The sequence below is a fragment of the Streptomyces sp. NPDC031225 genome (assembly GCF_055570355.1).
The window spans coordinates 79,508-104,382 of the sequence record NZ_JBVIHJ010000017.1; the positions used below are offsets into that span (position 1 = coordinate 79,508).

The following is a 24,875-nucleotide window of genomic DNA, read 5'->3' on the forward strand; positions in this document are numbered from 1 at the left end:
CGAGCGGACTGTCGCCCGGCTGAACGAAACGGTCCCCGGAGCCCGCCGTGGCGGTCGGCGACCCCGGGATCGCGTGCCGCGCCCCGCCGGTGTCAGCCCGCGCGCACCTGACGCCGGTGGGGTAGGGCGCCCCCATGGCATTGCTCGACGGTGTCCCGTTCGGCGGTCCTGTGCCGCCGCGCACCCGGATGCCGTTCCCACCGCCGGCATGGAATACGAACACCAAATTCTGATGCCGCCCGACGCAGCCGAAAAGCCTGCGTTCTTCGCCGGAAAGCCGAGCACGCCGCACCTCGGAACTCAGAGCCCCTGCACAAGTGCCGCTGATGTGTCATCAGCTCTGAGCGGACGCTCTCGTCAGCGCGGCCTGCGCGTACCCGACACGGCCACGTGCCTTGAGGCGCACCGCCGGCCGACGGCAACCTCACGGAGCCGTAATGGAGTTCCTCGGTTTCTCGAATCAGCCGCGTTGAGGGTCCGACGGCAGTACTGCGAATGGCAGCCCTTTTTCCGCCGCATTCGCGCTCTCCTCATACCCGGCTCGCGGCGCGTGATCAGGGGACGCAATGCGTTAGCGTGGCGGGTGTTGACGGCGAGCCCCGTGCTGGTTCGTGCTGGTCTTAGAGGCGCAGTAGGGGTAAACGTGCAGTTCGGGGCGGTTTCATGAGAATTCTGCACACGTCGGACTGGCATCTCGGCCGGGCGTTCCACCGGGTCGCCATGCTGGGGGCGCAGGCCGAGTTCATCGGTCACCTCGTCACGACCGTGCGGGAGCGCGGGGTGGACGCGGTGGTCGTGTCGGGAGACGTGTACGACCGTGCGGTGCCGCCGCTCGCCGCGGTCGAGCTGTTCGACGACGCGCTGCACCGGCTCGCCGACCTGGGTGTACCGACGGTGATGATCTCCGGGAACCACGACTCGGCCCGGCGGCTCGGAGTGGGGGCGGGACTGATCGGCCGCGCCGGAGTCCACCTGCGGACGGAACCGGCGGCGTGCGGGACGCCCGTCGTGCTCACCGACGCGCACGGCGATGTGGCCTTCTACGGACTGCCCTATCTCGAACCGGCCCTGGTGAAGGACGAGTTCGGGGTGGTGAAGGCGGGCCACGAGGCCGTGCTCGCCGCCGCCATGGACCGGGTCCGCGCCGACCTCGCCACCCGCGCGGAGGGCACCCGCTCCGTCGTCCTCGCGCACGCCTTCGTCACCGGCGGCGAGGCCAGCGACAGCGAGCGGGACATCACCGTCGGCGGGGTGGCCGCGGTGCCCGCCGGGATCTTCGACGGGGTCGACTACACCGCTCTCGGGCACCTGCACGGCAGTCAGACCATCACCGAGCGCGTCCGGTACTCCGGCTCCCCGCTGCCGTACTCCTTCTCGGAGGCCGACCACCGCAAGAGCATGTGGCTCGTCGACCTGGACGCCGGGGGCGCGCTCACCGCCGAGCGCCTCGACTGCCCGGTGCCGCGTGCGCTGGCCCGGATCCGGGGGAAGCTGGAGGAACTCCTCGCCGATCCCGGACTCGCGCCCCACGAGGAGGCATGGGTCGAGGCCACCCTCACCGACCCGGTCCGCCCGGCGGAACCGATGGCCCGGCTCTGCGAGCGGTTCCCGCACACACTCAGCCTCGTCTTCGATCCCGAGCGGTCACCGGACGACCCCGACGTGTCCTACGCCCGGCGGCTGGCCGGACGCAGTGACCAGGAGATCGCCGACGACTTCGTGGCACATGTGCGGGGGGCCGGGCCCGACGCGCGTGAACAGGTCGTGCTGCGGGACGCGTTCGACGCCGTGCGCGCGGACGAGGTCGTCCGGGAGGTGGCCCGGTGAGGCTGCACCGGCTGGACATCACCGCCTTCGGCCCGTTCGGCGGCTCCCAGACGGTCGACTTCGACGAGCTGTCGGCCGCCGGGCTGTTTCTGCTGCACGGACCGACGGGAGCCGGTAAGACCTCCGTGCTCGATGCAGTCTGCTACGCGCTGTACGGCTCCGTGCCGGGGGCCCGGCAGAGCGGCCAGGGCCTGACACTGCGCAGCGACCACGCCGGGGCCACCACCCGCACCGAGATCCGGCTCGAACTCACCGTCACCGGCCGCCGGTTGGAGATCACCCGGCAACCGCCGTGGGAACGCCCCAAGAAGCGCGGTTCCGGTACGACGCTGGACAAGGCCCAGAGCTGGCTGCGCGAGTACGACACAGCCGCCGGGACCTGGAAGGACCTGAGCCGGTCCCATCAGGAGATCGGTGAGGAGATCACCCAGCTGCTCGGCATGAGCCGCGAACAGTTCTGCCAGGTCGTGCTGTTGCCCCAGGGCGACTTCGCTCGCTTCCTGCGAGCCGACGCCGAGGCGCGCGGCAGGTTGCTTGGCCGCCTCTTCGACACCCACCGCTTCGCCGAGGTCGAGAAGCGGCTGGCCGAACGCCGCCGTGCCGCCGAGGCGCAGGTGCGCGAGGGGGATGCCGCGCTGCTGGCCGACGCGCACCGCATGCAGCAGGCGGCCGGCGACGCCATGGAGCTGCCCGGGCTGGCCCCCGGCGAGCCGGGCCTTGCCGAGGCCGTCCTGAGCGCGGCCGCCGTCGCCCGCAGCACCGCCCGTGAGCAGCTGACCATCGCCCACTGCGCGCTGAGCGCCGCCGAGTCCGGTCAGGCCGCCGCCGAGCGCGCCCTGGCCGACGTACGCGAAGTCGACCGGCTGCAACGGCGGTTCACTCAGGCACGCGAGCGTGCCGCGCTGCTGGAGGAGCGCGCCGACGGTTACCACCAGGCACAGGCCCGCATGGAGCGGGCCCGCAAGGCGGAGGCGGTGGCGCCCGCGCTGGAGCTGCGCGACGCCGCCGAGGCCGAGCACCGGCGGGCCGCCGTGGCCGAGACACGCGCGCGTGAGCTGCTGCCGGAGGCCTTCGCGGGAGCCGGGGCCGCCGGCCTCGCGGCCGCCGCACGCCGGGCGGCCGAGGAACTGGGCGGCCTGGACGCGGCCCGGCGTGCCGAGCAGCGGCTGGCCGAACTCCTCACGGAACGTGCCGACCTGGCCCGTCAGGAACGGTCCGACGAGGACGTACTCCAGGAGGCCGAGGCGTGGCTGGCCGGATGGGAGGAGGTCCGTGCGGGTCTGTTCAGCGGTGTCGAGACCGCCCAGGAGGCCGCCACCCGCGCCGAACAGCTGGACGTGCAGCGGGAACCGGCCCGCAAGCGCCTTGCCGCCGCACGGCAGCGCGACCAGTTCGCCCGGGACACCGACGACGCCCAGCAACAGGTGATCCAGGCGACGGAGCGCGCCCTGAAGGCCCGCACCGACTGGCTGGACGTCAAGGAACAGCGGCTGAACGGCATCGCCGCCGAACTGGCCGCACAGCTCACCGACGGTGAGCCGTGCGCGGTCTGCGGAGCCCCCGAGCACCCCGCGCCCGCCCGCAAGGACGCCGGACATGTCGGCCGGGAGACCGAGGAGCGGGCGCTCGCCGCCTCGCAGCGCGCCGACGAACAGCGGGCCGAGACCGAGCGCCGCCTGGGCTTCGTACAGCGGGCGCTGGCCGCGGCCCAGGGTGAGGCCGGGGACGCGTCCACCGAGGAACTCGCGGCCCAGGTGGACGAGTTGGAGCGTGAGTACACCCAGGTGCGGGGCCTCGCCTCGGCCCTGCACACCGCGACGGAGCAGCTGCGGCAGGCCGAACGGGAACGCGAGCGGCGGCTCACCGCCCAGCAGGAGGCCGCCGTGCGCACCGCCTCCCGAGGCGCCCGCCGTGACGCGCTGGACCGGGAACGAACCGTCCTGGAAGCCGAGTTGACCGAAGCGCGGGGCGCCGCCGACAGCGTGGCCGCCCGTGCCGCCCAGCTGGAGCGGCAGGCCGCGCTGCTCACCGACGCCGCCGACGCCGCCCGGGTGGCCGAGGACACCGCCCAGCGGCTCAAGGACGCCGACGCCAGGCTCGCCGACGCCGCCTTCCGGGCCGGCTTCGACACCCCTCAGGCCGCGGCCGCCGCCCTCCTCGACGCGGCGGCCCACCGCGAGCTCCAGCACCGGCTGGACGCCTGGCAGGCCGAGGAGGCCGCCGTGCGGGCCGTCCTCGCCGAGACCGACACCGCCGAGGCGGCCCGGCGGCCGCCCGCCGACGTGACACGGGCGGAACGGGCCGCCTCCGACGCGGGCCGCCGGGTCCGCGAGGCTGCCTCCGCGCGTGACGCCGCCGCCCGGCGCTGCGCCGAGCTGGACCGGCTCTCCACCCGCTCGGTCACCGCCCTGCGTCAACTGGCGCCGCTGCGCGAGGAGTACGACCGGGTGGCCCGGCTGTCCGCGCTCGCCGCGGGCACCTCGGCGGACAACGAACGCAAGATGCGCCTGGAGTCCTATGTGCTCGCGGCCCGGCTGGAGCAGGTGGCGGCCGCAGCGACCGCACGGCTGCAGCTGATGTCCTCGGGCCGCTACACCCTCGTCCACTCCGACGACCGCGCGGGCCGCGGCCGCAGCGGGCTGGGACTGCACGTCGTGGATGCCTGGACGGGACGTGAACGGGACACGGCCACGTTGTCGGGCGGCGAGACGTTCTTCGCCTCGCTGGCCCTGGCCCTCGGCCTGGCGGACGTCGTGACGGACGAGGCGGGCGGGGTGCGGCTGGACACGCTCTTCATCGACGAGGGCTTCGGCAGTCTCGACGACCAGACCCTGGACGAGGTCCTCGATGTACTGGACTCGCTGCGGGAGCGCGACCGGAGCGTCGGCATCGTGAGTCACGTGGCTGACCTGCGGAGGCGTATCCATGCGCAACTGGAGGTCGTGAAGGGGCGTTCGGGGTCGGTGCTGAGACAGCGGGGAGCGGGCTGAACCTCCGTGGCTGCCCGGCCCGTGCCGACCTCGCAGAACCCTGGCGGGCCGTCGGATTCAGAGGCCCAGCGGCCGCCGGGGGAGCGGTGACGAGTACACGACGCTCGTGGTCACCGAGCCCAGCGTGCTGATCCTGCCCGACACCTCCTCCAGGTGGCGCATCGAGCGGGCGGCGACCTTGATGACGAAGCAGTCGTCACCGGTCACGTGGTGGGCCTCCAGGATCTCGGGCGTCACGGCGACCAGGTCGTGGAACGGCTTGTAGTTGCCGGTGGGGTAGCGGAGGCGGACGAACGCCAGGATGGGCAGGCCGAGCCGGTCGGGGTCCACGACGGCGGCGTACCCCTGGATGACGCCCGCCTCCTCCAGGCGCCGCACGCGCTCGGTGACCGCGCTGGGCGACATGGAGACGGCCCGGGCCAGCTCGGCGAAACTGGCCCGGCCCTCCCGCTGGAGGACGTCGAGGATGCGCCAGTCGGTGGCGTCCGGGGAATACGCGGTCATCCGTGAGGAATAGCAGGGGAATCCCCGGCCGATCAAGTTCCATGCCGGGGAATCCGTCTTCAGGTTCCTGATCATGGGTCGTAGATTTCTGGCCATGACGACAACCGATCCGCTCACCGTGAACCCCGTTCTGCGTGTCGCCCCCGCCGCCCCGGCCGAGGCCGCCGCCCACTTCCGTGCCGACCTCGCCTTCCACGCGGACGTCTCCGACGTCGCCGCCGCACTCGCCGCCGACGGGGACCCCGGCTTCGTCGTCCTCGACTCCCGCTCCGCCGCCGCCTGGGACCAGGGGCACATCCCGGGCGCGGTCCACCTGCCCACCGCGCTCATCGCCGAGCGGGCCGGACCGCTCCTCGACAGGTCCGTGCCGGTGGTGACGTACTGCTGGGGACCCGGCTGCAACGGCGCCACCCGTGCCGCGCTCGCCCTCGCCGAACTCGGTTACCAGGTCAAGGAGATGCTCGGCGGCTTCGAGTACTGGGTGCGCGAGGGCTTCGAGTTCGAGACCCGGGAGAGCCGCGAGCGGCGCGGCACCGACCCGTTGACCGCACCGAACGAGGCGGCGAACTGCGGCTGTTGAGGCCCGGGGACCGCGGCGGGATCGCTGTGCAGGTGCAACTCCGGGGTTCCTGTGCGTGTAGGTTCTGCCGCATGGTGCGATACGCGGAGCCGGGTGCGGTGGAGTGGGTGGAGTCGGGCGGCGGTCCGCTCATAGCGGTACCGGAGACGGTGCTCCCGTTCTGGGCGGGCGCCGACGGCGACGAGACGGCCTCCGACTACGACCGGGCCTGTGAAGTCGACGGCTGTGTGGGCCTGTTGCCGGTCGGCGACGCCACCGCCCTGGTCCTCGGGGACGAGCCCGCCTCGACCTCCTACCTCCCCGACCACGACACCTTCGTACGGTGGTGCGCCGCCGACTCCGAGGACGAACTCCTCGCCGAAGTCCCGGCCGCTCTCGCCGGCGCCGCCTGGGAGGCCGAGGTGAACTGGGCGGTGCCCGGCCCGGTCGTCCTCTTCGACGCGGCCTGGCCCGGCAACGACTCCGTGAACACCGACCACCTGAAGGTCTCGCTGGCCCCGGGCCGGTACGCGGTACGCGCGGCCACCGTGCGGCCCGGGCCGGAGACCTGGCTGGGGTTGGTGCACCTGCGACGGCTCCCGGACTGAGGCATACGCGCGGCCGGACGACGACCGGCCCGCCTCGCCGCTCGACCGACGACGGACGAGGCGGACCGGGCCGGTCGCCGGACGGAGGCCGAACCGCGAGGCGCCGGATCGAAGGGCGCCCCGCGGCGACCGTCAGAGCTGTGACAGCTCGTCCACCAGGTCGTCAAGCCCCAGCGAACCCTGCGACAGGGCCGCCATGTGCCAGGCCTTGAGGTCGAACGCGTCGCCGTGCCGCTCGCGGGCCTTCTCCCGGCCGAGCAGCCAGGCACGCTCACCGAGCTTGTAGCCGATCGCCTGCCCGGGGATCGTGAGGTAGCGGGTCAGTTCGCTCTCCACGAAGTCCGCCGGACGGCTGCTGTGCGCGCCGAAGAACTCCTGCGCCAGCTCGGGCGTCCAGCGCTCGCCCGGGTGGAAGGGCGAGTCCGCCGGGATCTCCAGCTCCAGGTGCATGCCGATGTCGACGATGACCCGCGCGGCCCGCATCATCTGCGCGTCGAGATAGCCGAGCCGCTGCTCGGCGTCCGTGAGGAAGCCGAGCTCGTCCATCAGCCGCTCCGCGTACAGCGCCCAGCCCTCGGCGTTGGCGCTCACGCCGCCCACCGCGGCCTGGTAGCGGGAGAGGTCCCCGGCGACATGTGCCCACTGCGCGAGCTGGAGATGGTGGCCGGGGACGCCCTCGTGGTACCAGGTCGAGACGAGGTCGTAGACCGGGAAACGGGTCTGGCCCATCGTCGGCAGCCAGGTGCGGCCGGGACGCGAGAAGTCCTCCGACGGGGGCGTGTAGTACGGGGCCGCCGCGCTGCCGGGCGGGGCGATGCAGGACTCCACCTTCCGCACCCGCTCGGCGAGTTCGAAGTGCGTGCCGTCGAGCGAGTCGATCGCCTGGTCCATCAGGCCCTGCAGATAGTCCCGGACCTCGTCGACGCCGTCGATGTGCTTGCCGTGCTCGTCGAGGTGGGCGAGGGCCACCCACGGCGTCCCGGCGCCCGGGAGGATCCTCTCGGCCTCCTGCTTCATCTCGCCGAGCAGCCGGTGGTACTCGGACCAGCCGTACGCGTACGCCTCGTCCAGGTCGAGGTCCGTGCCGTTGAAGTAGCGCGCCCAGCGGGCGTACCGCTCCCGGCCGACGGTGTTCGGGGCGCCCTCGATCGTCGGTGTGTACACGTCCCGCATCCAGTCCCGCAGCTCCACCACGGCGGCGGTCGCGGTGCGGGCGGCCTCGTCCAGCTCCGTGCGCAGGGACTCCGGGCCGGCCGAGGCGAAGTCCTCGAACCAGCCCCGGCCCGCACCGTCGGTGTCCGCCCATTCGGTGAGCTGTCCGACGAAGGTGGCGGTCGGGCGCGGCGGAGCGTACAGCTTGCGCTCCAGACCGAGCGCGAGGGACTCGCGGTACCCCGCGAACGCGGCCGGCACGGCGCGCAGCCGCTCGACGATCGCCGCCCAGTCCTCCTCGGTCTGGTTCGGGGTGACGGTGAAGACCTCGCGGACCGAGTGCGCCGGCGTGGCCATGTTGCCGACCGAGCGCAGGCCCTCGTCGGCCTCGTGCACGGCGAGTTCGGCCGTCAGCCGTTCACGCAGCAGCCGGCCGCACCGGCGCTCGATGTCACTGTCCGCGCCGGCCTGCCGCTCGGCCTCGTCGAGCTTGGCGAGCGTGGCCCGCTGAAGCTCGGCGAGCGCCTCCTGGCCCGCCGGTGAGGTGTCGGGCAGCCTGCTCGAACTCTCCTTCACGCCGAGATAGGTACCGGTGACCGGATCGAGGGCGATGAGCTCGTCGACGTACGCGTCGGCGACCTGACGGGGGAGCGGGATCTGGGTGTCAGACATGCGGTCCATCCTCATACGGAGACCTCGCGGGAGTCACGTGGATTCCGCTGTGGGCGTGGCCGGTGGAAGCAGGGGCCCGCAGTCCCACTGCTGGAAGATCAACCGGGTCTCCACGCGGGCCACTTCACGCCGGGACGTGAACCCGTCCAGCACCAGCCGCTGGAGATCCGCCATGTCCGCCACCGCCACGTGCACGAGGTAGTCGTCGGGACCGGTCAGATGGAACACCGTCCGCGACTCCGGCAACGCCCGGATCCGTTCCACGAACGGCCCCACCAGCTCCCGCCGATGCGGCCTGACCTGCACCGACAGCAGCGCCTCAAGCCCCCGCCCGAGCTTCGCCGGATCCAGCCGCAACTGGTGTCCGAGGATGACACCCGAGCGGCGCAGCCGGGTCACCCGGTCCAGACAGGTCGACGGGGCGACGCCGATCTGCTCGGCGAGATCGCGGTAGGTGGTCCGTGCGTCGTTCTGCAGCAGCCGCAACAGATGCAGGTCCACCGGATCCAGTTCGACAGATGCGGTCATCAGCCGAACGTAGCACGGGGTTTTGCCCTGGATACCCGGTAGGTGTTCACCCTTGCAGGCATGGACTCAGCGCGCACACCCACCACCCCGCGTACGCCGCTCAGAGCACTGGCCACCGAGGCCGTCCACGCCGGTCGCGACGACCTCGCCCGGCAGGGACTGCACGCCCCGCCCATCGACCTGTCGACGACCTACCCGTCCTACGACAGCCGTGACGAGGCCGCCCGTATCGACGCCTTCGCCGCCACCGGCGCCGAGCCCGACGGGCCGCCCGTCTACGGCCGCCTCGGCAACCCGACCGTCGCCCGCTTCGAGACCGCGCTGGCCCGGCTGGAGGGCACCGAGGCCGCGGTCGCCTTCGCCAGCGGCATGGCCGCGCTCACCGCCGTCCTGCTCGTACGGGCCACCCTGGGCCTGCGTCACGTGGTCGCCGTACGCCCCCTGTACGGCTGCAGCGACCACCTGCTGACCGCCGGGCTCCTCGGCTCGCAGGTCACCTGGACCGACCCGGCGGGGGTCGCCGACGCCCTGCGCGCGGACACCGGCCTGGTCCTGGTGGAGTCCCCGGCCAATCCCACCCTCGCCGAAGTCGACCTGCGGGCCCTGGCCCACTCCTGCGGCTCCGTGCCCCTCCTCGCGGACAACACCTTCGCCACCCCCGTCCTCCAGCGCCCCGTGGAACAAGGCGCCCGCCTGATCCTGCACAGTGCCACCAAGTACCTCGGGGGCCACGGAGACGTGATGGCAGGGGTGGTGGCCTGCGACGAGGAGTTCGCGGGGCAGCTCAGGCAGATCCGCTTCGCCACGGGCGGCGTCCTGCACCCCCTCGCCGGCTACCTCCTCCTGCGGGGCCTGTCGACCCTGCCCGTCCGGGTCCGGGCCGCCTCCGCGACCGCCGCCGAACTCGCCCGGCGTCTCGCCGCCGACCCCCGCGTCACGCGGGTCCACTATCCGCGCATCGGCGGCGCGATGATCGCCTTCGAGGTCGACGGCGACCCGCACGAGGTGATCGCCGGCGTCCGCCTGATCACCCCGGCGGTGAGCCTCGGCAGCGTCGACACCCTGATCCAGCACCCGGCGTCCATCAGCCACCGCATCGTCGACGCGGACGATCGCAGGGGCGCGGGCGTGAGCGACCGCCTGCTGCGCCTCTCGGTGGGCCTGGAGGACGTCGAGGACCTGTGGACCGATCTGGACTCGGCGCTGAAAAGCCTCTCCAGAGGCCGTGCGACACGTCGCAGCGCACCCGCGCCCACCGTCCCGGCCTCGGTCTCTACGGCGTCTCGGTCCTCGTGATCCCCACGGCAGGCTCCTGCTCTCCCTGCGGAGCGAGCCGCGCCGTGATCACCAGGGTCCCCTCCTCGATCTGGTAGTCGAGGGGGAGCCCGAGCCCCCGCATCGCCGCGACCATCCCCGTGTTGGACGACTGCGTCACGGCGTACACGCTCTCGCACCCGGCCTCGGCCGCCATGGCCACCAGCCGCTCCAGCAGCTCCGCACCGATCCCGCGCCGCTGCCACGCGTCCTCGACGAGGAGCGCCACCTCGGTCTCGTCCCCGTCCCAGAGCAGATGACCGAGCCCGACGATCCGTCCCGAGGCGGTCTGCACCGCGAGCGTGCGGCCGAAGCGGGGACTGAGCAGGTGGTTCAGATAGCGGTCGGCGTCCCCGAGCGGCCCGTGGTAGCGCAGGCTCAGGGTCCGCGGCGAGCACCGCTCGTGCATCGCCCGCGCGGCCTCCACGTCACCCGTGTCGGCCCGCCGCACGGTGATGTCGTTGCCCTCCGGCAGCGTCAGCACGTCGTGACTGCGCGGAATCCGCGGACCGAGCCGGGCGTCCAGCTCGACCAGGGCACGGGCCCTGGCGAACTCCGTCGGCGTGAACGGCAGATACGGCCGCTCCACGGTGATCACTCCGCCTTCCGGTCCCCGCAACCGCATCACGGCGTCTTCGAGCACTCCTTCCACGGGTACGCCCTCCGGTCCGCGTCCGCCTCCCACCGGAACCGCCGGCAGCGACCGGATGGTGCAGCGGCCCAGCAACTGCCGCAGAGCCAGAGGCAGTTCGGCCGCGTCCAGCGCGGTCCGGGTGGCGAGGCCCAGCACCCGGGTGGGGGCGTCCACCAGGTCGTGGGCGTCGGCCCGCTCGATCCAGGTGTCGGCTCCGCCGGCCCGCGCGACGGACCGGGTGATCTCGGAGCCCTCCAGCGTGCCGGGCGCGCGCAGCAGGAACTCGTCGACCGTGCCCTCGGCCAGGGGGTGGGTCTGGAGGCTGAGGATGTCGACCCGCTGCCCGGCGAGGGCCGTGCACAGGGCGGCCAGGGAACCCGGCGCGTCCTTCACCGTGGTCCGCATCCGCCACAGCGTGTTCTCCGCGACCACGGGGTCCGCTGTCCCCGACGGCTCCTCGGACGGCCCGGCCTGCTCCCCCTGGGGCAGCGGCCGGGCACCGGTATCGCCCGTCGGGGGCGCATGACCGTGGCGGCGTGCCCACCATGTGTGGAACCCCGCGGTGGCGGCCAGGGCCACCGCCGAGATCACCAGCAGCGCCGTGCCGTCGGGGCCGTGGCCGACCAGGTTCGCCACGGTGTCCGCCACCGCGACGGCCGTGAACAGGGCCGCGAGTTCTATGACGTCGCGGCGCCAGTGGTGCACGGGGCGACCGTGTTTCGCACGCGTCACATCAGACATGTCTCGAGTCATGCAGCCACTGTGGAGGAACGGTGTTGCGTGATCACGAACGCATTGTGACTGATCGGTAAAGCCATCTTCTGTGCTTTTGTGCCTTTTTCAACTGTTCGGTCGTGGGCGGGCCGGGAGTCACTGGCCCACCCGCCCCGGCTGGAGCACCTGTGTGAAGAGCACCGTGCCGTCAGCCTCGCGCAGCCGGACCGTCAACTCCCCGTTGTGGCCGTCGATGTCGACCTCGCCGAAGAACTGGTAGCCGCCGGCGGGGGAGACGTTCGATGCGGTCGGTGCCTTCACGAACACCCGCTCCGGACCGAAGGTGCCGTCGAGCGCACTGGCCGGGAAGGCCCCCGCGTTCAGCGGGCCCGAGACGAACTCCCAGAACGGTTCGAAGTCGGTGAACGCGGCCCGCGAGGGCTGGTAGTGCTGGGCCGAGGTGTGGTGGACGTCCGCGGTCAGCCACACCGTGCCGGTGATCTTCCGGTGCTTGACGTACCGCAGCAGCTCGGCGATCTGCAGCTCACGTCCGAGCGGGGCGCCCGGGTCGCCCTGCGCCACCGCCTCGATGTTGGCCCTGCCCTCCGTGGCGTCGGGCACGACGAGGCCGAGCGGCATGTCGGAGGCGATCACCTTCCACACCGCGCGCGAGCGCGACAGTTCCCGCTTGAGCCAGTCCAGTTGCTCCCGGCCGAGGATGCCCTGCGGGTCCACGGTCTGGTCGTCGGGCGAATTGGCGTTGCGGTACGTGCGCATGTCCAGCACGAACACGTCGAGCAGCGGGCCCTGCCGCAGCACCCGGTACACCCGGCCGTCCCGCGCACCCGGCCGCAGCGTGGAGACCGGGAAGTACTCGCTGAACGCGCGCCTGGCCCGCCCGGCCAGGACGTCGACGCTCTTCTCGGTGTAGCGGGCGTCGGAGTCGAGGATCGTCTGGCCCGGGTACCAGTTGTTGCGGACCTCGTGGTCGTCCCACTGGATGACGGACGGGACCCGGGCGTTGAAGGCCCTGAGGTTGTGGTCGAGCAGGTTGTAGCGGAAGTTGCCGCGGAACTCGGCCAGCGTCTCGGCGACCTTGGACTTCTCCTCGGTGACGATGTTCCGCCAGGTGCTGCCGTCGGGCAGGGCGGCGGTCTCCGCGATCGGGCCGTCGGCGTAGATGTTGTCACCGCTGCACAGGAAGAAGTCCGGGTCGAGCTCGGCCATCGCCCGGTAGATCGTGTAGCCGCCGAAGCCGGGGTTGATCCCCCAGCCCTGTCCGGCGAGGTCGCCGGACCACAGGAAGCGCACCCCGTCACGGCGTTTGCCGGACACCGTGCGGAAGGTGCCCGTGACCGGCTCACCGGTGCGGCGAGGGTCGTCCGGGTCGGCCAGCAGCACGCGGTAGTGGATCTGCTCGCCCGAGGGCAGACCGTGCAGCCGGGTCGTACCGGTGAAGTCGGTGCCGGCGCCGAGCAGCGGGCCGTGCCACCGGCACGGGTTGCGGAACGACTCGGTCGCGGACGTCTCCACGATCATCCGGGCCGGGCGGTCCGAACGCACCCACACCAGACCGGAGTCGGAGGTCACGTCTCCCGCCTGCACGCCCCAGCCCGCCCTGGGGCGCCCGGACAGGGCGAAGGCCGGCGCGGCTCCGGAGACCGCGGGCAGGGTGAGGGCCGCCGACGCGGCAAGGGATCCGCGCAGAACGCTGCGACGACCGGGGAACGGACGGTGGGACATGAGTGCGCCTCCAGGGACGGGATCCGGCCAGTGTGCGATGCCACACCTACTGGGGCCCCGCAGCGCATACGGAAACCGCGGGTGAACAACTGGCCGCGGGAACAAGGGAACCCGTGTGCGAAGGAGAGTGCCCGGCCGAGGTCACCGGGCGTGCGGCACCCGGGATCCCGGCGGGGCGGGTGGCGCGAGGGCTCAGCGGCTGCCGTCGAGGATGACGCGGGCGACCAGGGCGGGGTCGTCGTTCATCGGGCAGTGGCCGCAGCCGGGCAGCCGTACCAGCCGGGCGCGGGGAATGATCTGCTTGGCGCGCACGCCCTGCCGGCGTACGAGCAGCATGTCCCTGGTGCCCCAGGCCACCGTGACCGGGAGTCCCGGGATGTCGTCGGTGAACCGGACCGCGGTGCCGGCCCGCAGGGTCTCGTCGAACCCCGTGGCCCGGGCGAGGGCGAGCGTCTCGGCGACCACGGCCTCGGGTGCCCGCAGACCCGGGCGGGCGTAGATCGTGCTCGTCAGCATCGTGCGGCCCGCCGCGCTGCGCGACAACCGCTCGACCAGCGGCAGCGGCAGCCGCCGGGAGATGTGCCGCATCGCGAGCAGCACGCCGAACGCGTAGCGGCGCTCGGCCTGCGACCAGAACCCCGCCGGGGACAGGGTGGTGACGGACCGTACGAGCTTCTCGCGGCCGAGTTCCAGGGCCAGCAGACCGCCGAGGGAGTTGCCCGCCACATGAGGGCGGTCCAGCTCCAGCGCCTCGCAGAAGGCCCCGAACACCGCCGTCGTCGTGGCCAGGTCGTAGGCGAGGCCCTCCGGCAGGCCGGGGGACGAGCCGAACCCGGGCAGGTCCACGGCGATCACGTCGCGCTCGGTCGCGAGGATGTCCACCACCGGGTCCCAGGCCTGCCGGTGGTGACCTATGCCGTGCAGCAGGAGCAGCGGCTCACCGCGGCCCACACGCGTGTAGGAGACGGTCACGGGCTTCGGCCCCTGTGCGGTGGGGACTTCGAAGGAGACGGTGGCGGACATGAGGGCTCCTTGACGGCGGCTCACGGGCTCAGACGGGAACGCACGGCGGACACGCTGTAGACAGCTTGTCAGCAATTGCTACTCGCGGGTAGACCCGTGTTGCGCCGCACGGATATCGCCTGGACACGAACCGGCGTCTGGGCTGGGATGAACCCGTGGCCACCGATACCGAGACCGACGTCTTCGAAGCGCACCGTCCCGTCCTCATGGGCGTCGCCTACCGCATGCTCGGGCGCGTCACCGACGCCGAGGACGTCGTGCAGGAGGCCTGGCTGCGCTGGTCGGCCGCCGACCGCGGCGAGGTGCGCGAACCGCGCGCCTACCTGGTCCGTATCACCACGCGCGTGGCGATCGACCGGCTGCGCCAGGTCAAGGCGCGCGGTGAGACGTACGTCGGCCCGTGGCTGCCCGAGCCGTATGTCACCGACTTCGGGGACACCGTCCCCGACACCGCCGAGCGAGCCGTTCTCGCCGACTCGGTCTCCCTCGCCGTCCTGGTCGTCCTGGAGTCGCTGTCACCGCTGGAACGGGCGGTGTTCGTCCTCAGGGAGGCCTTCGGCTACCCCTTCGCCGACATCGCCGCCATGCTCGACCGCGCCGAACCGGCCGTACGGCAACTCGCCGGGCGGGCCCGCAGACACGTCGACGAACGGCGGCCGCGCTACGAGGTCGACCCGGTCCGGCGCCGCGATCTGACCGAGCGTTTCCTCGCCGCCGCGGGCGGGGGCGACCTGGCGGCCCTGATGTCGATGCTGGCCCCGGACGTCCGCCTGGTGGGCGACAGCGGCGGCAAGTCCAAGGCGCCGCTGCGGGTGCTGGAGTCGGCCGACAAGGTGGCCCGCTTCCTGGTCGCCGTCTCCGAGAAGGGCGTCGAGGACGTCTCGTGGCGCTTCCTGGAACTCAACGGGGGCCCGGCACTGCTCGTCCTGTCCGCGGGAAAGCCCGACTCGGTCTTCCAGCTGGACGTCGTGGACGGGCGCATCCAGGCCGTTTACATCATCCGCAACCCCGACAAGCTGCGGTCGCTGCCGTCCGCGTGACCTCCGGGCGGACGAGGCGCAGTACGAACGCCTCGTGAACGCTGCCCGGCGTCCCGCCCGCATGCCGCTCAGGGGATCGAGGATTGGTATTGACCAAGGGTGGGGGCCGCCCTATGGTCGCAGATAAGTGAAACAACCTTTAATAAACAAGGGCGCTAAACGCCGCCGGACCACGGCGATTGCGGAGGACAGGGTGGGGACCACGCAGCTGGAATCGGTACCGGAACCGAAGTACTGGCATCTCAGGACCGTGCTCAGTGAGGCACTGGACTCCGAATTCTCCGTGGGGGAGATCCTGCCCAACGAGCGTGACCTCGCGGCCCGCTTCGGCGTCGCCCGCGCGACGCTCCGTCAGGCCCTGGAGCAGCTGGAGCTGGAGGGCAGGCTCCAGCGCCGCCGTGGCGTCGGGACGACCGTCGCACCGCCCCGCGTGGGCGTCGCCGTCGGCACCGAGCAGCACGCGTGGCCCGGAGCGGCCGGCGACGACTGGCAGCCCGTCGACTGCGCCGCGGCGGTGCCGCCCGCATCCGTCGCCGACGCCCTCGAGGTCGACCGCGACCGGCCCGTGCACGTCGTGCGCCGCTCCCGTACGACCCACGGCCAGCCGGTCGCCGCCGAACTGCTCTACATTCCCGAGCAGTCCGTGCCGGAACTCTCCGCCATAGACGCGCCGTCGGGCGCGGCACGCGTGCGTACCGTGCTGCGCGAGCTGCATCGCCTGGAGCTGGAGAGCCGGGAGAACGCCGTCGAGCTCGGCTCGGCCCGCGCGGACGACGCCAAGGAACTGGACCGCCTTCCCGGGGCCCCGGTGCTCGTCGTCACCACCCGCTACCTGGCGGGGGGCCGCACCGCCGCGATCTCGGTGGCCACCTACCGCGCGGACACCTGCCGGCTGACCTTCGGGGACTCCGGCGCGGTGGAGATCGACGCGGGGCCGCAGCGCCAGGCCTCCTGAGCGCCACGGCGGTGCCCCGGACCGGCTTCCGGGGCACCGCACCTCAACGTCGCGCCGTCACCGTGCTCTCCACGGCGAACAGCTGCTCCTCCACATGGTCGAGGGCGAGCCGCAGGGCTCCCGTCGCCACAGCCGCCTCGCCGAGGAGGGACAGGGTGACCTTCGGCGGGCGCAGACAGTAGCGGGCCAACTCGCGCCGCAGCGGCTCCAGTACGCCGTCCAGGCCGGCCGCCCAGCCACCGATCACCACGAGCTCCGGGTCGACGGCCAGGACGAGCGCCGCCACGTCGTGGACGAGCCGCTGGATGAAACGGTCCACCGCCGCCCGGGCCCGCAGGTCGCCGTCACGGGCCTGCGCGAAGACCTCGGCCACCGCCTGCTCGTCGAGGGGGTGCAGGGGCTCGTCCGTGGTGGACAGCAGCGTCTCGGGAGTGACCCCGCGGCCCAGCAGGTGCAGCGCGCCGATCTCTCCGGCGGCGCCGCCGTACCCCCGGTGCAGCCGCCCGCCGATCAGCGAGCCGGCCCCCGGGCTCAGTCCGGCCAGCACGAACACCATGTCGTCGGACTCGGTGGCGGCACCCTTCCAGTGCTCGGCGACCGCGGCCGCGTTGGCGTCGTTCTCGACCAGGACCGGGCACTTGAAGGAACGGCTGAGCCGCTCGCCCAGGCGCAGGCCCGTCCACTCGGGCAGCGCCGCGCACAGCCGTATCGTGCCGTCCGTCTCCACGATGCCCGGCGAGGCGGCACCCACGGCCCACAAGGAGTCGCGTGCGACTCCCGCCCGGCGCAGCAGGTCGGCCACCGTGGTGCGCAGCCGCTCCAGCCGTTCGTCGGCGGACGCCGTCTCGTCGACGTCCTTGGCGACCGCGCCGAGGACGCGGCCGTCGAGGTCGGAGAGCAGTGCGGCGACCCGGTGCGGTCCGATGTCCAGACCCAGCAGATGCCCGGCCTCGGCCCGGAACCGGAACCGTCGCGCGGGCCGCCCCTGGCGCCGGGCGACGCTCTCGTCCGCCGCCTTCTCGACCACCAGGCCGCCCTCGATGAGCCCCTCGACGACCCCCTCGACCGTCGGCCGGGACAGGCCCGTCACCCGGGTGATCTCGGTCAGCGTCGCGCAGTCCGTGGCGCGCAGCGCATGCAGCACCACCGCGGAATTGATCCTTCGCAGCAGCGAGGGATCCCCGCCGGTCAGCCGCCCCAACGTCCGTCCTCCCAGCTCGTGCGCGTGTTTGGGCGGATCGTACTCGGCACGGCGGCCCCCGGCGAGTGCCGGGAGCCGCGAGATCGTCCTCCTCGCCCACCGACCGGATCCGGTCACCGGGCCGGATCCGTCCCATCGGTCGCGGTCCGGCCGACCGAACATGGTCGGGGCGGCGACGTCGGCAGGTCGGCGACCTGAGCAGAACGCCCACCCGGTCATGTCGCCGGTGGGCCCGGTCAGCCCGGCGCGACGAAGCCCGACTCGTACGCCGCGATCACGGCCTGGGTGCGGTCGCGCGCCCCCAGCTTCGCCAGGACCGCGCTCACATGCGACTTGACGGTCTCCGTGCCGACCACCAGCCGCCCGGCGATCTCCGCGTTCGACAGGCCGCGGGCCATCAGCCGCAGCACCTCGGTCTCCCGCTCGGTCAGCTGGGCCCGCTCCATCGCCGCTCGGGCCGCCCGGTTGCCGCCGTCGTCGCCGTACCGGGCGGCGAGCCGGCGCACCGAAGCGGGGAACAGCAGCGACTCGCCCTCGGCGACCAGCCGCACCGCGTGCACGATCTCGGCCGGCCGTGCCCGTTTCAACAGGAACCCGTCGGCACCCGCCCGCAGGGCCTCGTACACGTACTCGTCGTTCTCGAACGTCGTCACGACGACGATCTTCGGCGGTTCCTCGACGGTCCGCAGCACCGCGCGCGTGGCCTCGATGCCGTCCAGCAGAGGCATCCGTACGTCCATGGCGACCACGTCGGGCCGCAGCTGCCGCACGAGGGGGATCACCGCCGCCCCGTCGGCCGCCTCGCCCACGACCTCGATGTCGGGCTGCGCCTCCAGCACCGCCCGCAGACCGGCACGCACAAGAGGTTCGTCGTCGACGAGAAGAACGGTGACCGGCATCCGGTCAGCGTATGTCAGCGCAGCGGCAGCTCTACCTGCACCTGCCAGTCACCTCGGTCCGGGCCGGTGGACGCACGGCCACCCAGCAGGGCCGCGCGCTCCCGTATGCCCCGCAGACCGCTGCCCCGTCCGGGCCCGGGGACGTCGGCCGTCAGCGGATTGCGGACCTCCAGGGCGAGTGCGTCGGCGGCGACCTCGATACGGACCCGGACCGGGACGGCTCCCGCGTGCCGCAGCACATTGGTCAACGACTCCTGCAGGATGCGGTAGCCCTCGCGCGACACCGGTCCGGGCACGGTGTCCACCGGCCCCGTGAACTCGGCGTCCACCTTCGCGCCGGACGCGCGGGCGGACTCCAGCAGCCGGTCGGCGTCCGTCAGCGTCGGACGGCCGCTCACCGGACGCTCCGACTCCCGCAGCACACCGAGGACCCGCTCCAGGTCCTCCAGCGCGGCCCGGCCGGTCTCCTCGATGGCGTCCAGGGCACGGTCGGTGAAGGCGGGGTCGCCCGCCGCGCGGGCGGCGCCCGCCTGGACCACGGCGACCGTCAGCGCGTGCCCTATGGAGTCGTGCAGTTCCCGCGCGATACGAGTGCGTTCGAGGAGCTGCTCGGTGCGTTCCTCCAGGGCGGCGAGGCGCTCGGCGGGGGAGGGACCGAGCAGCCGGAGCGCGAGCGCGGTGATGAGCCGTCCGGAACCGACCACGACGACCGCCAGGGAAACGGGCGCGAGCACGATGTGCCACCACCGGTGGCCGTCGAGGAGGACCAGAGCACCCTCGTCGACGTCCCGGCCGAACGCCGAGGCGACCAGATCCACCGACGTGATGAGCAGCTGCACGGTGAGCATCGCCGTCGTGAACCCGAGCAGCAGCCGCGCCTCCAGCCACACGACGAGCCGTCCCCGCTCACTCCAGGAGACGGACGGTGCGACGACGATGTCGATGCTCTCGCTGTCGTGCCGATGCCCCGTCAGCAGCAGCCTGGCCTGCAAGCCCTCCACGGTACGCATCGCGGGCACCAGTGCGGCGGGGGCGAGCGTCACGGCCGCGACCGGCCAGGTCCACCACGCCTCCTCGACGAACAGCCACATGGCCGGCCACACGGTGGCGATGAACAGATGCAGCCATCGTGTGTACGTCACCGCCCGGCCGAACGGGCGCAGCAAGCGGACCATGCCGTCATGGTGCCAGCCGTCACCGACAAAGAGTTCCCCCGCGCGGGGGAGACGATCTCCACGCGCGGGGGAGGCCCCGGCCTCGCACGAGCGGCCAGGCTGCTGCCATGACCAGCATCGAAGTCCAAGCCCTCACCAAGGAGTTCGGCACCCGACGCGCCGTCGACGACGTCACCTTCCGGGTCCTGCCCGGCCGCGTCACCGGCTTCCTCGGCCCCAACGGCGCCGGAAAGTCCACCACCATGCGGCTCGTCCTCGGCCTGGACCGCCCGACCTCCGGCACGGCCACGATCGGCGGCCGCGCCTACACCGCACTCGACGAACCCCTGCGCCATGTGGGCGCCCTCCTCGACGCCCAGGCCGCGCACGGCTCCCGCACCGGCCGCGATCACCTGCGCGCGCTGGCCGCGAGCAACCGCATCCCCGACAGCCGGGTCGACGAGGTGCTGGAGGAGACGGGGCTGGCCTCGGCCGCCCGACGGCGAGTGAAGACGTACTCCCTGGGCATGCGGCAGCGGCTCGGCATCGCGGGCGCCCTGCTCGGCGACCCCGGGGTGGTCATGCTCGACGAACCCTCGAACGGCCTCGACCCCGAAGGCATCATCTGGATCCGCGAGTTGCTGCGCCGACTTGCCGGAGAGGGCCGCACGGTCCTGGTCTCCAGCCACCTCATGAACGAGACCGCGTCCTTCGCCGACCACCTCGTCGTCCTGGGCAGGGGCCGGCTCCTCGCCGACACCCCGCTGCGGGGGTTCATCCACGCGCGCGTGCAGTCCAGCGTCCGCATCCGTACGTCGGACCCCGCCGCGCTGAAGGACGTTCTCACCCGGCACGGTCACCACGGCGTGCAGCACGAGGACGGGCACTGGACGGTGCCCCACGCGCGAGTGGACGAGATCGGCGTCCTCGCCTCCGCCGCGGGCGTACCGATCCTGGAACTGGCCGCGCAGGAGGGCACCTTGGAACAGGCCTATCTGGATCTCACCGCCGCCGAAACCGAGTTCACCGCACAGCCGCAGGAGGCCTGACATGTCGTCCGCATCCGCTTCACACTCCTTCGCCCCGGTCCTGCGCTCCGAGTGGCTGAAGATCCGCACCCTGCGCTCACTGCTCGGCACCCTGCTCGCCCTGTTCGCCGCGACCACCGCGTTCTCCGCCCTCGCGGGAGTCTCCGAGACCTCCGACCCCGAATTCGACCCGCTGTTCATGGCGTTGTCCGGGGTCACACTCGGACAGATCGCGGCCATCTCCTTCGGCGCCATGGCGGTGTCCTCGGAGTTCCACGGCGGTGGACTGCGGCTGACACTGGCCGCGGTGCCCAGACGCGGGCGGTGGTTCGCGGCGAAGCTCCTGGCGATCGCCGTACCGACCCTGGCCGTCGGGCTGGTCACCGCGTTTGCCGCGCTCGTCGTGGCACGGGCCGGACTCGGCACCGCGGCCGGCGGACTGTCCACGGGCGAGCAGGCACGCGGTGTCGTCGGCTGCGCGGTCTACCTCACGCTGATGGCGTTGTTCGCGGCGGGAGTCGCAGCACTGCTGCGCAGCGGTGTGGGCGCGCTCTCCCTCATCATCCCGTTCATCCTCGTCGTGTCGTTCGTGATCGGCGACGCGGCCGGGGGCGGCGTCGCCGACTTCCTGCCCGACAGGGCCGGACAGACCGTCCTGTACGAGAACCCCGACCGAGCCCTCGGGCCGTGGGCGGGACTCGGGGTCACCGCGCTGTGGACGGCGGCGGCCGTGGCCGCGGGGGCCTGGAGCATGCGTCGGCGGGACGCCTGAGCCCGCACGCCGGCTGACACCCCGCCAGATGTCAGTGCCGCCCGGTTTACTGGATCACATGGACAGTGCGAAGTACCTCGACGCGATCGACTTGCTGTGCGCCCACGACCTGAGCGCGGCGGACGGCGAGCCGGACGCCTACAGCTCGGGGCCCGGGTACCGCATCGAGTCGTTAGAGGTGAGCCATGGGACGCGGACCGGTGACGCGGCGCGGCGCACGGCGGCCATCGAGGACTTCCACGCCCTCCGGAGCCACATGGCCCAGGTGCTGGACGACCGCTGGGGCAGACATCAGTTGCCCTGGGGGATGGGCACGCTCAGGCTGCGCCTGGACCGGGGCGAGGACATACCCGAGCCCTGGCTCACGACGAGCATGGTGACGGACGACCTCGACCTGTGGCAGCCCCCCGGCTCACACCGCTGGATCGCCCTGGGCGTGGGCTACCGGGACGACGCCGACGAGGTCCATGTCCTCGCCGTGGCCTCGGACATCGACCCCGTGTGACCGGCTAGGCGGCCTCCGCGGCCACCCGCAGCCGGGCGAACTCCTCCGCCATCGTCGCCGCCGTCCAGTGCGCGTTCAGGCCGCTCGGGTTGGGCAGCACCCACACGCGCGACTCCCCGATCGTCCGCTCCTGCGGCCCCACTTGGGCCTTGCGGTCGTCGAAGGCCGCTCGATAGGCGGTCACCCCCACCACGGCCAGCCATCGCGGCCCGAACCGGCTCACCTTCGCCGCCAGCAACCGCCCGCCCTCGCGGTACTCCTCGGCGCTCAGCTCGTCCGCCCGCGCGGTCGCCCGGGCCACGACATTGGTGATCCCGAGCCCGTACGACAGCAACTCCCGCTGCTCCGACGGCTTCATGAGCCTCGGCGTGAAGCCGGACAGATGCAGCACCGGCCAGAACCGGTTGCCGGGCCGGGCGAAGTGATGGCCCGTCGCCGCCGTCATCAGGCCGGGGTTGATACCGCAGAACAGCACATGGAGACCGTCCGCGACCACGTCCGGAACCAGACGGTCGCGGGCGGCCTCCAACTCCTCGAGGGTGAAGCGCGTCATCGCGGCAGGGGTGTCAGAGGATCGCCCCGGGCGTATAGCCCGCGGCCGCCGGGTGCTGCTTGACGATCTCCTCGATCCGGCCGACGACGGCGGCGACCTGGTCGGCTGCGGCGCCCGTGAAGGACAGCTTGTCGGCCATCAGCTCGTCCAACTGGCCGCGGTCGAGCGGGATGCGTTCGTCGGCGGCCAGCTTGTCGAGGAGTTCGTTGCGCTCGGCGCCCTGCTCGCGCATCGAGAGCGCGGAGGCGACGGCGTTCTCCTTGATCGCCTCGTGGGCGACCTCGCGGCCCACGCCCGCGCGCACCGCGCCCATCAGCACCTTGGTGGTGGCGAGGAACGGCAGGTAGCGGTCCAGCTCGCGGGCCACGACCGCCGGGAAGGCACCGAACTCGTCGAGCACGGTGAGGAAGGTCTCCAGCAGACCGTCGAGCGCGAAGAACGCGTCCGGCAGCGCGACCCGGCGCACCACCGAGCAGGACACGTCGCCCTCGTTCCACTGGTCGCCCGCCAGCTCGCCGGTCATCGACGCGTAGCCGCGCAGGATGACCATGAGGCCGTTGACCCGCTCGCAGGAGCGCGTGTTCATCTTGTGCGGCATCGCGGAGGAACCGACCTGGCCCGGCTTGAAACCCTCCGTCACCAGCTCGTGCCCGGCCATCAGACGGATCGTCTTCGCCAGCGAGGACGGGGCCGCCGCCAGCTGCACCAGCGCGGTGACGACCTCGTAGTCCAGGGAGCGCGGATAGACCTGGCCGACCGAGGTGAACGCCTGCGAGAAGCCCAGGTGTCCGGCGATCCGGTGCTCCAGGTCGGCCAGCTTCGCCGCGTCCCCGCCCAGCAGGTCCAGCATGTCCTGCGCGGTGCCGACCGGGCCCTTGATGCCGCGCAGCGGGTAGCGGGCGAGGAGTTCCTCGACCCGGCCGTACGCGACGAGCAGCTCGTCGGCGGCCGTCGCGAAGCGCTTGCCGAGGGTGGTGGCCTGCGCGGCCACGTTGTGCGAACGGCCGGCCATGACCAGCTCGCCGTACTCGCCCGCGAGCTTGCCCAGACGTGCCAGGACGGCCACGCTGCGGTCGCGGACCAGTTCCAGGGAGAGCCGGATCTGGAGCTGCTCGACGTTCTCCGTGAGGTCACGGGACGTCATGCCCTTGTGGACCTGCTCGTGGCCCGCGAGGTCGTTGAACTCCTCGATCCGCGCCTTCACGTCGTGCCGCGTGACCTTCTCGCGCTCGGCGATGGAGGCCAGGTCGACGGTGTCCAGGACCCGCTCGTAATCGGCGAGCGCCTCCTCGGGCACCTCGATCCCGAGGTCCTTCTGAGCCCGCAGCACGGCGAGCCAGAGCTGACGCTCCAGTTTCACCTTCTGCTTGGGCGACCAGAGCGTGGCGAGCTCGGCGGAGGCGTAGCGTCCGGCGAGGACGTTCGGGATGCGGGGCTTGGCGGGAGCGGAAGTCACGTGGACGGATTCTACTGGCGGTTCGTGCAGGCCAGCGACCCGGTCCCGTTTGTCGGAAGCTACGAGAGCGGCTCCGCGCGCTCCGTCAGGATCCCGGGCCTGGACGACTCCGGAGCACACCGGCAGGCCAGGGCCCTCGCGCGGAGCTCCGCGACCGGTGCGGGCCGGCGCGGCGGCGGGTGCCTCGCACGGTGTGCGACCGGCCCCTGCCGTCGGCCACGCGCGTGCCGACCCGGACCTACTCGTAGGGCTGCAGGTCCGGCCGCTTCGGGGGCCGGCCGTCGCCCGAGGAGCGCCCCGTCAGCCGCCGTCCGATCCACGGCAGCAGGTACTGCCGGGCGAAGCGGGCGTCCGCGATCCGCCGCGCGACCCACCTCGGGGGGACCGTCGCCGGCACCGGTGTGCGCCACTCCGTGTCCTCGGGGTCGTAGCCGAGCCCCTGCCAGACGGCCTCGGCGACACGGCGGTGGCCCTCGCCCGTCAGATGCAGCCGGTCCACGTCCCACAGGCGCGGGTCGGAGAGCGAGGGGGCGCCGTACAGGTCGACCACCAGGGCGCCGTGCCGTGCGGCCAGCTCGTCGACGACCTCGAACAGCTCCTCCATGCGGGGCCGGAAACGCTCCAGGACGGGGCCCTGGCGGCCGGGGCTGCGCATCAGGACCAGCTGCTTGCAGGACGGGGCGAGCCGCTCCACCGCCTCGGTCAGCAGGGCGCGGACCTGCCCCATGTCGCACTTGGGCCGCAGTGTGTCGTTCAGGCCGCCGACCAGGGTGATCACGTCCGGCTGCATCGCCGCCGCCACGTCGACCTGCTCGTCGACGATCTGCCGGATCAGCTTGCCTCGCACCGCGAGGTTGGCGTACCGGAAACCGGGCGTCACGGCGGCCATCCGGCCCGCGAGGAGGTCGGCCCAGCCCCGGTACGTGCCGTCCGGCAGGAGGTCCGACATTCCCTCGGTGAAGGAGTCGCCGACCGCGACCAGGCTGGTGTGTGTGGGATTCGTCTGCATGGCGGAAGAAATGGTAACCGGTGCACATACCCATC

General features: G+C 72.5%; 22 protein-coding genes. 10 read left to right on the forward strand and 12 right to left on the reverse strand.

Translation table 11 applies throughout. The features are described from left to right. Nucleotides 1–663 precede the first annotated feature (663 nt). Both ACZ48Z_RS27375 and ACZ48Z_RS27380 read left to right on the forward strand, forming a co-directional pair. Complete coding sequence (locus ACZ48Z_RS27375; protein ID WP_468738538.1) at nucleotides 664–1,827, forward strand: exonuclease SbcCD subunit D; 1,164 nt, start codon at nucleotides 664–666, stop codon at nucleotides 1,825–1,827. Further along, on the forward strand, nucleotides 1,824–4,817 hold the full coding sequence (locus tag ACZ48Z_RS27380) for an AAA family ATPase (protein WP_468738539.1): 2,994 nt from the start codon (nucleotides 1,824–1,826) through the stop codon (nucleotides 4,815–4,817). The genes ACZ48Z_RS27375 and ACZ48Z_RS27380 overlap by 4 nt, the downstream gene beginning before the upstream one ends. 57 nt (nucleotides 4,818–4,874) lie before the next feature. Here the strand turns inward: ACZ48Z_RS27380 and ACZ48Z_RS27385 are convergent, their stop codons facing one another. Then, nucleotides 4,875–5,321, reverse strand: a complete 447-nt coding sequence (locus tag ACZ48Z_RS27385) for an Lrp/AsnC family transcriptional regulator (RefSeq protein ID WP_468738540.1) — start codon at nucleotides 5,319–5,321, stop codon at nucleotides 4,875–4,877. Between the two features lie 94 nt (nucleotides 5,322–5,415). On the opposite strand from ACZ48Z_RS27385, the gene ACZ48Z_RS27390 reads away from it, so the two are divergent. Together ACZ48Z_RS27390 and ACZ48Z_RS27395 are read left to right on the forward strand one after the other, a co-directional pair. Further along, nucleotides 5,416–5,901 carry a rhodanese-like domain-containing protein gene (locus ACZ48Z_RS27390; protein ID WP_468738541.1) on the forward strand — a complete coding sequence of 162 codons (486 nt, stop codon included), beginning with the start codon at nucleotides 5,416–5,418 and terminating at the stop codon, nucleotides 5,899–5,901. A gap of 71 nt (nucleotides 5,902–5,972) precedes the next feature. Then, entirely contained in the window at nucleotides 5,973–6,488 is a 516-nt protein-coding gene (locus tag ACZ48Z_RS27395) for an immunity 21 family protein (RefSeq protein ID WP_468738542.1), read from the forward strand. Nucleotides 6,489–6,620: 132 nt separating this feature from the next. On the opposite strand, the gene ACZ48Z_RS27400 is transcribed toward ACZ48Z_RS27395, so the two are convergent. Together ACZ48Z_RS27400 and ACZ48Z_RS27405 are read right to left on the reverse strand one after the other, a co-directional pair. After that, complete coding sequence (locus ACZ48Z_RS27400) at nucleotides 6,621–8,312, reverse strand: DUF885 domain-containing protein (protein ID WP_468738543.1); 1,692 nt, start codon at nucleotides 8,310–8,312, stop codon at nucleotides 6,621–6,623. Between the two features lie 33 nt (nucleotides 8,313–8,345). Continuing rightward, nucleotides 8,346–8,840 (reverse strand): Lrp/AsnC family transcriptional regulator, encoded by a 495-nt coding sequence (locus ACZ48Z_RS27405; RefSeq protein ID WP_468738544.1) that lies wholly within the window; start codon nucleotides 8,838–8,840, stop codon nucleotides 8,346–8,348. Between the two features lie 60 nt (nucleotides 8,841–8,900). Between ACZ48Z_RS27405 and ACZ48Z_RS27410 the strand changes: the two genes are divergently transcribed. After that, nucleotides 8,901–10,136, forward strand: a complete 1,236-nt coding sequence (locus ACZ48Z_RS27410) for a trans-sulfuration enzyme family protein (RefSeq protein ID WP_468738545.1) — start codon at nucleotides 8,901–8,903, stop codon at nucleotides 10,134–10,136. On the opposite strand, the gene ACZ48Z_RS27415 is transcribed toward ACZ48Z_RS27410, so the two are convergent. The 3 genes from ACZ48Z_RS27415 to ACZ48Z_RS27425 form a co-directional block, all read right to left on the reverse strand. Beyond that, on the reverse strand, nucleotides 10,114–11,493 hold the full coding sequence (locus tag ACZ48Z_RS27415; RefSeq protein ID WP_468738546.1) for a GNAT family N-acetyltransferase: 1,380 nt from the start codon (nucleotides 11,491–11,493) through the stop codon (nucleotides 10,114–10,116). The two genes, ACZ48Z_RS27410 and ACZ48Z_RS27415, sit on opposite strands and share 23 nt — an antisense overlap. Nucleotides 11,494–11,658: 165 nt before the next feature. Continuing rightward, a complete protein-coding gene (locus ACZ48Z_RS27420) occupies nucleotides 11,659–13,245 on the reverse strand; it encodes an alkaline phosphatase D family protein (protein ID WP_468738547.1) in 1,587 nt (528 codons plus the stop codon). Nucleotides 13,246–13,437: 192 nt separating this feature from the next. Next, nucleotides 13,438–14,268, reverse strand: a complete 831-nt coding sequence (locus tag ACZ48Z_RS27425) for an alpha/beta fold hydrolase (protein WP_468738548.1) — start codon at nucleotides 14,266–14,268, stop codon at nucleotides 13,438–13,440. 155 nt (nucleotides 14,269–14,423) lie between these two features. Here ACZ48Z_RS27425 and ACZ48Z_RS27430 point away from each other — a divergent pair, with 155 nt between their 5' ends. Further along, entirely contained in the window at nucleotides 14,424–15,308 is an 885-nt protein-coding gene (locus tag ACZ48Z_RS27430) for an RNA polymerase sigma-70 factor (protein ID WP_468738549.1), read from the forward strand. Between the two features lie 193 nt (nucleotides 15,309–15,501). Next, a complete protein-coding gene (locus ACZ48Z_RS27435; protein ID WP_468738550.1) occupies nucleotides 15,502–16,263 on the forward strand; it encodes a GntR family transcriptional regulator in 762 nt (253 codons plus the stop codon). Between the two features lie 43 nt (nucleotides 16,264–16,306). On the opposite strand, the gene ACZ48Z_RS27440 is transcribed toward ACZ48Z_RS27435, so the two are convergent. From ACZ48Z_RS27440 to ACZ48Z_RS27450, 3 genes are all read right to left on the reverse strand, one after another. Continuing rightward, nucleotides 16,307–17,464 (reverse strand): ROK family transcriptional regulator, encoded by a 1,158-nt coding sequence (locus ACZ48Z_RS27440; RefSeq protein ID WP_468738657.1) that lies wholly within the window; start codon nucleotides 17,462–17,464, stop codon nucleotides 16,307–16,309. A gap of 236 nt (nucleotides 17,465–17,700) precedes the next feature. Next, a complete protein-coding gene (locus tag ACZ48Z_RS27445) occupies nucleotides 17,701–18,363 on the reverse strand; it encodes a response regulator transcription factor (RefSeq protein ID WP_468738551.1) in 663 nt (220 codons plus the stop codon). A 14-nt stretch (nucleotides 18,364–18,377) separates the two neighbouring features. After that, nucleotides 18,378–19,538: a sensor histidine kinase gene (locus tag ACZ48Z_RS27450; protein ID WP_468738552.1), complete on the reverse strand. Its 1,161-nt coding sequence runs from the start codon at nucleotides 19,536–19,538 to the stop codon at nucleotides 18,378–18,380. Nucleotides 19,539–19,645: 107 nt separating this feature from the next. Between ACZ48Z_RS27450 and ACZ48Z_RS27455 the strand changes: the two genes are divergently transcribed. The 3 genes from ACZ48Z_RS27455 to ACZ48Z_RS27465 are packed head-to-tail and all read left to right on the forward strand — an operon-like array spanning nucleotide 19,646 to nucleotide 21,822. Then, the gene (locus ACZ48Z_RS27455) at nucleotides 19,646–20,566 is read left to right on the forward strand and encodes an ABC transporter ATP-binding protein (protein WP_468738553.1); all 921 of its coding nucleotides are present in this window, start codon (nucleotides 19,646–19,648) and stop codon (nucleotides 20,564–20,566) included. Nucleotide 20,567: 1 nt separating this feature from the next. Then, on the forward strand, nucleotides 20,568–21,317 hold the full coding sequence (locus ACZ48Z_RS27460; RefSeq protein WP_468738554.1) for an ABC transporter permease: 750 nt from the start codon (nucleotides 20,568–20,570) through the stop codon (nucleotides 21,315–21,317). Between the two features lie 58 nt (nucleotides 21,318–21,375). Continuing rightward, nucleotides 21,376–21,822: a hypothetical protein gene (locus ACZ48Z_RS27465; RefSeq protein ID WP_468738555.1), complete on the forward strand. Its 447-nt coding sequence runs from the start codon at nucleotides 21,376–21,378 to the stop codon at nucleotides 21,820–21,822. 4 nt (nucleotides 21,823–21,826) lie between these two features. Here ACZ48Z_RS27465 and mug read toward each other — a convergent pair whose 3' ends face one another. The 3 genes from mug to ACZ48Z_RS27480 form a co-directional block, all read right to left on the reverse strand. Further along, nucleotides 21,827–22,375 carry a G/U mismatch-specific DNA glycosylase gene (gene mug, locus ACZ48Z_RS27470; protein ID WP_468738556.1) on the reverse strand — a complete coding sequence of 183 codons (549 nt, stop codon included), beginning with the start codon at nucleotides 22,373–22,375 and terminating at the stop codon, nucleotides 21,827–21,829. Nucleotides 22,376–22,388: 13 nt separating this feature from the next. Further along, nucleotides 22,389–23,831, reverse strand: coding sequence for an adenylosuccinate lyase (purB, locus tag ACZ48Z_RS27475; protein WP_468738557.1), 1,443 nt, complete (start codon nucleotides 23,829–23,831; stop codon nucleotides 22,389–22,391). A 238-nt stretch (nucleotides 23,832–24,069) separates the two neighbouring features. Next, nucleotides 24,070–24,840, reverse strand: coding sequence for an SGNH/GDSL hydrolase family protein (locus ACZ48Z_RS27480; RefSeq protein WP_468738558.1), 771 nt, complete (start codon nucleotides 24,838–24,840; stop codon nucleotides 24,070–24,072). Between the last annotated feature and the right edge of the window lie 35 nt (nucleotides 24,841–24,875).